Here is a 7,934-nt window from a genome sequence, read left to right on the forward strand (position 1 = left end):
CCTGCCTGCCCGCGGACCAGGCGTCCGCCATCTGGGACCGGCTCACCACCATCTCCCGGGAAATGCAGGGACCGGACGAAACCCGCACCCTCACCCAGCTCCGGGCCGATAACTTCGCCTCAGGACTCCTCAACACCGGGCCCGGCATCAGCGCCGGAAACAGTTCCAGCAACGGCTCCGGAAATAGTTTTGGCAACCGCGGGGCCAACAGTGCCCGCAGCGCCGGTGGCGGCGGGGAGAAAACCGGTCCCGGGCAAGGATCTTCGATCCGGGCACAGGTGCTGGTCACCGTACCGGTGTTCTCCCTGCTGGGCCTGACCGATGAACCGGCGATGCTGGACGGGTCCGGACCTATCCCGGCGTCGATGGCCCGGAACCTCGTCGCTGACGGTGCCGGCTCGTTTTACCGGGTGCTGGTGGATCCCCGGGACGGGGCACCGTTGGAGATCGGCCGGACCAGCTACCGGCTCACCAAAGCCATGCGGAACTGGCTGCGGCTGCGGGACGGCAAATGCCCGTTCCCCGGCTGCAGCAACAACTCCCTGGACAACGAAGCCGACCACATCCTCGCCTGGCACCAAGGCGGCACCACCGGAATATCGAACCTCGGCCAGCCCTGCCGCAAACACCACAAACTCCGCCACACCAGCGGCTGGAAACCAACACCAGCCACCACAACCGAACCACCCGGCTGGACCTCACCCACCGGCCGGCACTACAAAAGCGAACACCAGAACTGGGAACCACCCCACTGGCCCGGAAGCATCGGAGACGCAGCCATGCCCAGCACTCATGGCTGCCCTGCCGAAGACGCCCTATTTCTGGAGCCCCCACTGGAGGAACCTCCGGGCGACAACTTCCTGGATCCTGACGACCTTCCGGCTGAAGATCCTCTTTGGGAGGACTTCTATGCCGTGGCGATCGTTTTGCCTCAAGACCCGTTCAGGAATTGGGCCCTGGCACTGACGACCTAGCAGCCACCTCAGCTGTTGGCATCGCTAGGTGACGCCCGCGCTACCTAGCGATGCAGTCAGCCTCGGGGCTAAGGGCTGCAACGCGGGATGAGGCCGTCAAACTTTCCCCGGCGCACGCAGGCGGCTAGATTCATCAGCAAGATGACTAATTCACGCGCGCCCATCAATGCAACGGCTTACTGGACCACAGCCCGGGAGCACGGCGAGCTCCGGTCGGAGGAACTCCCGGTGCCTGGTCCCGGCGAAGCGCTGGTCCGCGCACTCTACTCCGGCATCAGCAAGGGCACCGAGATGGTGGTCCACCACGGCCTCGTCCCGCCACGGGTCGCCGAAGAGATGCGGGCCCCGCATCAGGAGGGCCAGTTTCCGGGGCCAGTGAAGTTCGGCTACCTGTCGGTGGGAGTTGTGGAGAAGGGGCCGGCAGAGTGGATAGGCCAGCGGGTGTTCTGCCTGAATCCGCATCAGGACCGATACGTGCTGCCCCTTGATGCACTCACCAAAATTCCTGACGGCGTTCCCTCGCAACGTGCTGTCCTCACCGGAACGGTGGAAACGGCAGTGAATGCCCTGTGGGAGGCCGGCCCGCGCCTGGGAGACAGAGTAGCCGTGGTGGGTGCAGGCCTGGTGGGCGGCATGGTTGCCACCCTGCTGAGGACCTTCCCACTGCAGCGGCTTCAGCTCATAGACGTGGACCCGGGGCGGAAGGACCTGGCAGACGCCCTTGGCGTGGAATTCACCCACCCGGATGACGCCCTGGATGACTGCGATATTGTGTTTCACTGCTCGGCATCCCAGGAAGGACTCGAGCGCAGCCTCCAGCTCGCCGGTGATGAAGGCGACGTGATCGAAATGTCTTGGTACGCCAACCGGGAAGTCACACTGCCGCTGGGCGAGGACTTCCACGCCCGCCGGCTCTCAATCCGCGCCAGCCAGGTAGGAGTGGTGGCACGTGCCCGGCGCCACCGCAGGACCAACGCCGACCGCCTGGACCTCGCCGTATCCCTGCTGGCCGATCCGGTGTTCGACGCGTTCCTGACCGGATCGTCACCCTTCACCGACCTGCCCGGCATTGTGCAGGGCCTCGCCGACGGTTCGGTGGACGCGCTGTGCCACGTCATTGAATACCCGCAAGTCGAATGCCCACAAGCTCAAGACCTGCAAGACCAAAACCCCGAAGATCAACTCACCGACGACCCGACCCGCGAAGACCAGAGGTAGCCCATTGTTCAGCCTGACCGTCCGCCGCCACTTCATGATCGCCCACAGCCTTCCGCGCGAGGCTTTCGGCCCCGCCCAGGCACTGCACGGGGCTACCTTCGTTGCGGAGGTTGCCTTCCGCCGTCGGACGCTCAATGATGAAGCCATCGTGCTGGACATCGGCGCCGCCGGCACCATCATCGAGGAGGTGCTGGCGGGCTTGAACTACCGCAACCTGGACGAGCACCCGGACTTCCAGGGAAAGCTCAGCACCACCGAGGCGCTTGCGGAGTACGTCGCCCAGTCGGTTGCCGGCAAGGTCAAGGACACTGACGACGGCCGCGAGCTTGCGGGTATAGATGTCACCCTGCGCGAAAATCCGGACGCCTGGGCCACCTACTCGCTTGACCTCTCCGCCGCCTGACCATGCGGCCCATCCGGCTCCTCGTTCCTGCCAACATCCGGCACAACTCCGGCGGCAACGTTTACAACGCGCGCCTGGTCCAGGCACTGCGGGACCTGGGCGTCGACGTGCATGTGCTGGCAGTCGAGGGCTCCTGGCCGGAGTCCAGCGCCGAAGAACGACGCCGGCTGGGCAGCTTGCTGGGCGAGCGGGAGCCGGAGGGGCAACACGGCTCCGTCGTCACCATAGTCGACGGCCTGATCGCCATGGGTGCGCCGGACGAACTGGAATTAGCAGCCAAAGCCCGGCAGGAGACCTGGGTGCTGGTGCACATGCCGGCCCCGTCGCGCCACGAGCTGGAGGCACGGTCCCTACGTGCGGCATCGGGAGTGATCTGTACCAGCAGTTGGGCGGCCATCACTCTCGAAGCCCGCCACGGCCTTTCCGGGCTGCGGGTGGCCCTGCCCGGTACGGATCCCGCACCTGTGGCCGAGGGATCCATTCCGCCGCACATCATCACCGTAGCCGCGCTCCTCCCGAACAAGGACCAGTTGCTGGCCGTTGAGGCACTGGCACGGATCCCGGAACTCGAGTGGACAGCATCACTGGTGGGATCGGACCAGGCGGACCCGGAATACGCAGGCCGCGTACGGGCCGCGGTCGCCGCGCACGGGCTGGAAAACCGGGTGGGGCTTACCGGTGAGCTGAAAGGGCGGTCGCTCGAGGACGAATGGAACCGCGCAGACCTAAGCGTCCTGGTGTCCCAGGCTGAGGCCTTCGGCATGGTAGTCACGGAGTCGCTCGCCCACGGAATTCCCGTGGTTGTCCGCGAAGGAACAGGCGCCGTTGAAGCCCTAAGTTTTGCCGCGCCGGGAGTGGAGTCTGGAGAGCGGGCGGGCGCTCACCTCCCCGGAACTGCCGTAACTTTTCCGTCCGATGCTGACCCTGGAAACCCTGCCGTACTGGCCGGGGTCCTGCGGCGCTGGCTGCAGGACGGCGCAACCAGGGACGCCTGGCGGGCAGCCGCGCTTGAGACGAGGAACCGCTTGCCGCGGTGGGACCGGACGGCCGCGCACGTTCTCGACACCCTCGGCGGCTAAAGTTCCTACGCGGATGGGAGCACGCACAAGCACCTACAGCCGCGTACGGTGCCCCACAAAAAAGTCACGCAACAGCCCGCCGCATTCGGCTTCGCGGATCCCCGCGTAGACCTCAACCCAGTGATTCAGCCGGCGCTCGCGGAGCACGTCGAACACGGATCCCGCTGCGCCCGCCTTCTCATCCCAGGCGCCGAAAACCACCCGGGGAATCCGTGCAAGGACAATCGCACCGGCACACATCGCGCAGGGCTCGAGGGTCACCACCAGCGTGCAGTCCGCCAGCCGCCAACCATCTCCGCTCCCGCCGTCGGCCAATCGCAGGTCCCGCAAGCGCGCCGCCGCCTCCCGGATCGCAACCACTTCGGCGTGTGCGGTGGGGTCGCCCAGCTCCTCCCGCTGGTTCCGGCCGGAACCCAGCACGACGCCGTCGGGCCCTATTACAACGGCTCCGATCGGCACGTCCTCCGTAGCAAGGGCACGGCGCGCCTCCGCGAGGGCGAGGCCCATCCAGGCATCGTATTTGCTATCTGCGGAGACCATGGCTCAATGATAGTTTCGAAGGATACCCAGAGCCCGTGACGAAGATCCGCCGGGAGGCACAATGAGCACCGTCCGAGACCGCATGGACAAGTGGATCAAGCCCTATGCCGCCCTGTGGCTGACGATGATCATCGGCGGGGCGCTGGTGCTCACCATGGCCCTGCTGGGAGCCGAGGTGTACTCGGACGTGGTGGACGAGGAAGGACTGACAAGCCTCGATATTCCAGCATTGGAATATTCACAATCCCTGCGGAACCCCGAAGTGGATGCCTTCGCTACCGCCTTTACGAACGTGGGCGGCGGGATCGGTATGCCAATCCTCGCAAGCATCCTCACGGCCTGGCTGACACTCCTGAGCCGGACTTGGCGCCCCATTGTCCTGGTGGGCGGCGCAGCCCTTGTTTCCACCACGGCCACCACCCTGGGCAAGCGCCTGGTGGGCAGGACCCGCCCGGACCACTCCGAAGCAGTACCGCCCTTCGAGACCACACCGTCATTCCCCAGCGGCCACACCCTGAATACAACAGTGGTGATCGGCGTCCTGGTGTACATCATGTGCCTTCAGTTCCAGATGCTCTGGGCAAGAATTACTGCCATCACCGCCGGCGCACTGTTCATCATCGCCATGGGATTGAGCAGGGTGTTCCTGGGGCATCACTGGATGACGGACGTGATAGCGGGATGGCTCCTGGGGCTGGCATGGGTGTGCATGGTGATCCTGGCCCACCGGCTGTTCCACCTGATCCGGAAGCGGGAACATGCCGGCCCGGCACCCACCTTCGAGCACCCGGTCCTCCGCGAGGACCACAGCGCGGACCCGCTCACAAGCAGCGCCGGCACCTCCGGACAGAGCGACGGCGGACCCTCACGGGGGACTGGCGGCACCTCCGAAAGGAACGACGGCGGCGCCCCGGGAAGGTCCGACGGCGGGACGTTCCGTCGAAGCGACGGCGGCTCCTCACGGACGGGTGCAGGAGGCTAACGGCAGGAAATGGCCCAGCGGCCGGATGATAGTTTTGACCCATGCGCACTCTCGTTGTGGACCACCCGCTGGTCGCCCATAAGCTCACCGTCCTGCGGGACAAGAACACCCCGTCCCCGGTCTTCCGGCAGCTGACGGAGGAGCTGGTGACACTCCTTGCCTACGAGGCCACCCGCGAGGTCCGCACCGAACCCGTCACCATCGAAACGCCCGTCAGCACCACCGTGGGTACGGCGTTCACCAAGCCAACCCCGCTGGTGGTTCCCATCCTGCGGGCCGGCCTGGGCATGCTCGAGGGCATGACCAAACTCGTTCCTACCGCTGAGGTCGGATTCCTGGGGATGGCCCGCGACGAGGAAACCCTGGACATCATCACCTATGCCGAGCGCCTCCCCGAGAACCTCACGGACCGGCAGATCTTCGTCCTGGACCCCATGCTGGCCACCGGCGGAACCCTCCGCGAGGCCATCAAGTTCCTCTTCAAGCGCGGCGCTTCGGACGTGACCTGCATCTGCCTCCTGGCCGCCCCGGAAGGTTTGGCCAAGCTGGAGGAGGAACTCTCCGATGCCAACGTGACCATAGTCCTGGCCTCCATCGATGAAAAGCTCAACGAGAAGTCGTACATCGTTCCAGGGCTGGGGGATGCGGGCGATCGCCTTTACGGCATCGCAGGGTAGTCCTCAAGCCTTTTTCATTCCGCCCCCCGCCGTTAGCCTGTGCGGATGGACTGGAAACTCGAACTTGTGTACGTCCCTGTGTCCGACGTGGACCGCGCCAAGGACTTCTACGTCAACAAGGTGGGCTTTAATGCCGACTTTGATGAGCGGCCCACGGACTCCATCCGCTTTGTCCAGCTGACGCCTCCCGGCTCCGCCTGCTCAATCTGTATTGGCGACGGGCTTACGGAGGCGCCTCCCGGCACCGGCTCCAACCTCCAACTGGTGGTCAGCGACATTAATGCCGCGCACCAGCAGCTCAAGAGCAACGGAGTGGACGTCAGTGACGTGGATGTGCAGGATTGGGGCCACTTTGTGTACTTCGCCGATCCCGACGGCAACAGGTGGGCGGTCCAGTACATCCCCGGCCGCGGCGCCTGACATACCGTAAGCGGAAACGGGATAGTGGAGGCGCAGCGGTGATCCCCCGAGCGCAGCGCCTAAGGCACAATGGGGACCGTGAACGCCTCCACACCGGCTGCTGTCCGGACCCTGACCTGCCGCGCCGTCCTCTTCGACATGGACGGCACCCTGGTGGATTCCACGGCAGTGGTGGAACAGGTCTGGGGTGAATTCGCGGCGCGCTACGGGCTGGACATCGAGGAAATACTCCGGACGTCGCACGGCGTCCAAGCCGGCGATACCGTCCGGCGTTTCGCGCCGCCCGGGGCGGACGTGCTGGCGCTGACAGCGGAACTCGGCGCCATGGAACGCCTCCGGACAGAGGGCATCCTGCCGCTGCCCGGAGCCGCCCGGCTGCTGGCCGCCCTGCCGGCGGACGCCGTCGCGCTGGTGACATCAGCTGACCGCGTCCTTGCTGACATCCGGATGGCTGCAGCGGGGCTGGCCATGCCGGCCACCGTCGTGACGGCCGAACTGGTGACCCGGGGCAAACCGGATCCCGAGGGATACCTGAAGGCCGCTGCCGGTCTCGGCGTGGATCCCTCCGACGCCGTGGTGTTTGAAGACGCTCCCGCCGGCATTGCGGCAGGGGTGGCCGCCGGTATCCCAACCGTAGCCGTGGGGCCGAACACCGGGCCGCTTCCGGCGGGGGTCCTGCATATTCCTGATTACGGTGCCGTCGCCGCCCGAGTGGACAAGGACGAGGAGGGCCGGACGGTCATTTCTTTCCGGCTTTGAGGTCCGCCACCACTCTGGCAATGCGTCGCGACCTGGTCTCGGGAGTTTTGGCTTCGCCCAGCGGCTCCACGTACCGCCGCTGGGCGCTGTAGCCCAGGGTCGCGTAGAACTCCTGCGCCGCCGGCTCCGCAGCCATTGCAGCGGCAAGATCCTCAGGGACCTCAACAATCCGGGGTTGCGTGTCCAGTTCCACGTCCACGTCAACGGTGGCTCCGGCTTCGACACCAACAAACTCCCTGTTGGCTGTGCTCAGCGAAATCAGGTTTTGCCCGCCCATCACTGCGATGCTGCTGCGATAGCTTTTGCCGTTGATGCTGACCACCACAGGCGGCCGCTTGCCGGCTCCCAGCTCCGTAACAACCTGCTCGGGGACGACGATGCCGGTTTTATTGCCGTTGCCCTGGATAGTGGTGATGAATTTCATGGACCACAGTATGCCGGGCGGCCCGGTCCTTCAAAAGGTGTGGGACCCAGAAGCTGCGGGATCCAGACGTGCGGGGCTGATTAGTACGCCGCCCGTGTTGCAGAGCGGGTGTGCCCGTACTGTCTAGTACCAGTTATTCGACAGGTGGAAGTTCAGGGCACCGCACGGGGACTGGTAACGCTCCTGGATGTAGTTCAGGCCCCAGTTGATCTGCGTGCGGTAGTTGGTGAGGTAGTCCGCACCGGCGCTGGCCATCTTCTCAGCCGGCAGGGACTGGACGATGCCGTAGGCGCCGCTGCTCGGGTTGGTGGCCGTGGTGGTCCAGTCCGATTCCTTGTCCCACAGGGTTACCAGGCACTGCATCTGGTCAGGAGCCCAGCCGTAGTTCGCCAGCTGGCCGGCGGCGTAAGCCTGGGCGCCGGCGGGATCGTTGACCGCGACGGCGGGCGCAGGCTCGG

11 protein-coding genes are annotated in these 7,934 nt (G+C 65.5%); 8 read left to right on the forward strand and 3 right to left on the reverse strand.

The window, feature by feature from the left end:
- The 4 genes from AC5RV1_RS20765 to AC5RV1_RS20780 form a co-directional block, all read left to right on the forward strand.
- On the forward strand, positions 1-974 hold a 974-nt coding region (locus tag AC5RV1_RS20765), incomplete at its 5' end, for an HNH endonuclease signature motif containing protein (protein WP_493995875.1).
- Between the two features lie 141 nt (positions 975-1,115).
- The gene (locus AC5RV1_RS20770) at positions 1,116-2,192 is read left to right on the forward strand and encodes a zinc-dependent alcohol dehydrogenase (protein WP_493995876.1); all 1,077 of its coding nucleotides are present in this window, start codon (positions 1,116-1,118) and stop codon (positions 2,190-2,192) included.
- Between the two features lie 4 nt (positions 2,193-2,196).
- Positions 2,197-2,595: a 6-pyruvoyl trahydropterin synthase family protein gene (locus AC5RV1_RS20775; protein ID WP_493946310.1), complete on the forward strand. Its 399-nt coding sequence runs from the start codon at positions 2,197-2,199 to the stop codon at positions 2,593-2,595.
- 2 nt (positions 2,596-2,597) lie between these two features.
- Positions 2,598-3,674 carry a glycosyltransferase family 4 protein gene (locus AC5RV1_RS20780; protein WP_493995877.1) on the forward strand — a complete coding sequence of 359 codons (1,077 nt, stop codon included), beginning with the start codon at positions 2,598-2,600 and terminating at the stop codon, positions 3,672-3,674.
- 33 nt (positions 3,675-3,707) lie between these two features.
- Here AC5RV1_RS20780 and AC5RV1_RS20785 read toward each other — a convergent pair whose 3' ends face one another.
- Positions 3,708-4,214: a nucleoside deaminase gene (locus AC5RV1_RS20785; RefSeq protein ID WP_493995878.1), complete on the reverse strand. Its 507-nt coding sequence runs from the start codon at positions 4,212-4,214 to the stop codon at positions 3,708-3,710.
- Positions 4,215-4,275: 61 nt separating this feature from the next.
- On the opposite strand from AC5RV1_RS20785, the gene AC5RV1_RS20790 reads away from it, so the two are divergent.
- The 4 genes from AC5RV1_RS20790 to AC5RV1_RS20805 all read left to right on the forward strand — a co-directional run bounded on the left by AC5RV1_RS20790 (position 4,276) and on the right by AC5RV1_RS20805 (position 7,052).
- On the forward strand, positions 4,276-5,196 hold the full coding sequence (locus AC5RV1_RS20790; protein WP_493995879.1) for a phosphatase PAP2 family protein: 921 nt from the start codon (positions 4,276-4,278) through the stop codon (positions 5,194-5,196).
- A gap of 41 nt (positions 5,197-5,237) precedes the next feature.
- Positions 5,238-5,873, forward strand: a complete 636-nt coding sequence (gene upp / locus AC5RV1_RS20795; protein ID WP_163167923.1) for a uracil phosphoribosyltransferase — start codon at positions 5,238-5,240, stop codon at positions 5,871-5,873.
- Between the two features lie 45 nt (positions 5,874-5,918).
- On the forward strand, positions 5,919-6,293 hold the full coding sequence (locus AC5RV1_RS20800) for a VOC family protein (protein WP_256246483.1): 375 nt from the start codon (positions 5,919-5,921) through the stop codon (positions 6,291-6,293).
- Positions 6,294-6,371: 78 nt separating this feature from the next.
- Positions 6,372-7,052 (forward strand): HAD-IA family hydrolase, encoded by a 681-nt coding sequence (locus tag AC5RV1_RS20805; protein WP_493995880.1) that lies wholly within the window; start codon positions 6,372-6,374, stop codon positions 7,050-7,052.
- Here AC5RV1_RS20805 and AC5RV1_RS20810 read toward each other — a convergent pair.
- Together AC5RV1_RS20810 and AC5RV1_RS20815 are read right to left on the reverse strand one after the other, a co-directional pair.
- Positions 7,033-7,476, reverse strand: coding sequence for a YdeI/OmpD-associated family protein (locus AC5RV1_RS20810; protein WP_493995881.1), 444 nt, complete (start codon positions 7,474-7,476; stop codon positions 7,033-7,035). The two genes, AC5RV1_RS20805 and AC5RV1_RS20810, sit on opposite strands and share 20 nt — an antisense overlap.
- 123 nt (positions 7,477-7,599) lie before the next feature.
- A partial coding sequence (locus AC5RV1_RS20815) for an aggregation-promoting factor C-terminal-like domain-containing protein (RefSeq protein ID WP_493995882.1) occupies positions 7,600-7,934 on the reverse strand: 335 nt, incomplete at its 5' end.

It is taken from the genome of Arthrobacter sp. Hb9-2 (genome assembly GCF_059091165.1).

What these genes read in the sequence shown, in the direction of transcription:
- AC5RV1_RS20770 (WP_493995876.1), top strand. Translation starts at nt 1,116, where the DNA reads ATGACTAATTCACGCGCGCCCATCAATGCAACGGCTTACTGGACCACA.
- AC5RV1_RS20780 (WP_493995877.1), top strand. Translation starts at nt 2,598, where the DNA reads ATGCGGCCCATCCGGCTCCTCGTTCCTGCCAACATCCGGCACAACTCC.
- AC5RV1_RS20785 (WP_493995878.1), bottom strand. Translation starts at nt 4,214, where the DNA reads ATGGTCTCCGCAGATAGCAAATACGATGCCTGGATGGGCCTCGCCCTC.
- AC5RV1_RS20790 (WP_493995879.1), top strand. Translation starts at nt 4,276, where the DNA reads ATGAGCACCGTCCGAGACCGCATGGACAAGTGGATCAAGCCCTATGCC.
- upp (WP_163167923.1), top strand. Translation starts at nt 5,238, where the DNA reads ATGCGCACTCTCGTTGTGGACCACCCGCTGGTCGCCCATAAGCTCACC.
- AC5RV1_RS20800 (WP_256246483.1), top strand. Translation starts at nt 5,919, where the DNA reads ATGGACTGGAAACTCGAACTTGTGTACGTCCCTGTGTCCGACGTGGAC.
- AC5RV1_RS20810 (WP_493995881.1), bottom strand. Translation starts at nt 7,476, where the DNA reads ATGAAATTCATCACCACTATCCAGGGCAACGGCAATAAAACCGGCATC.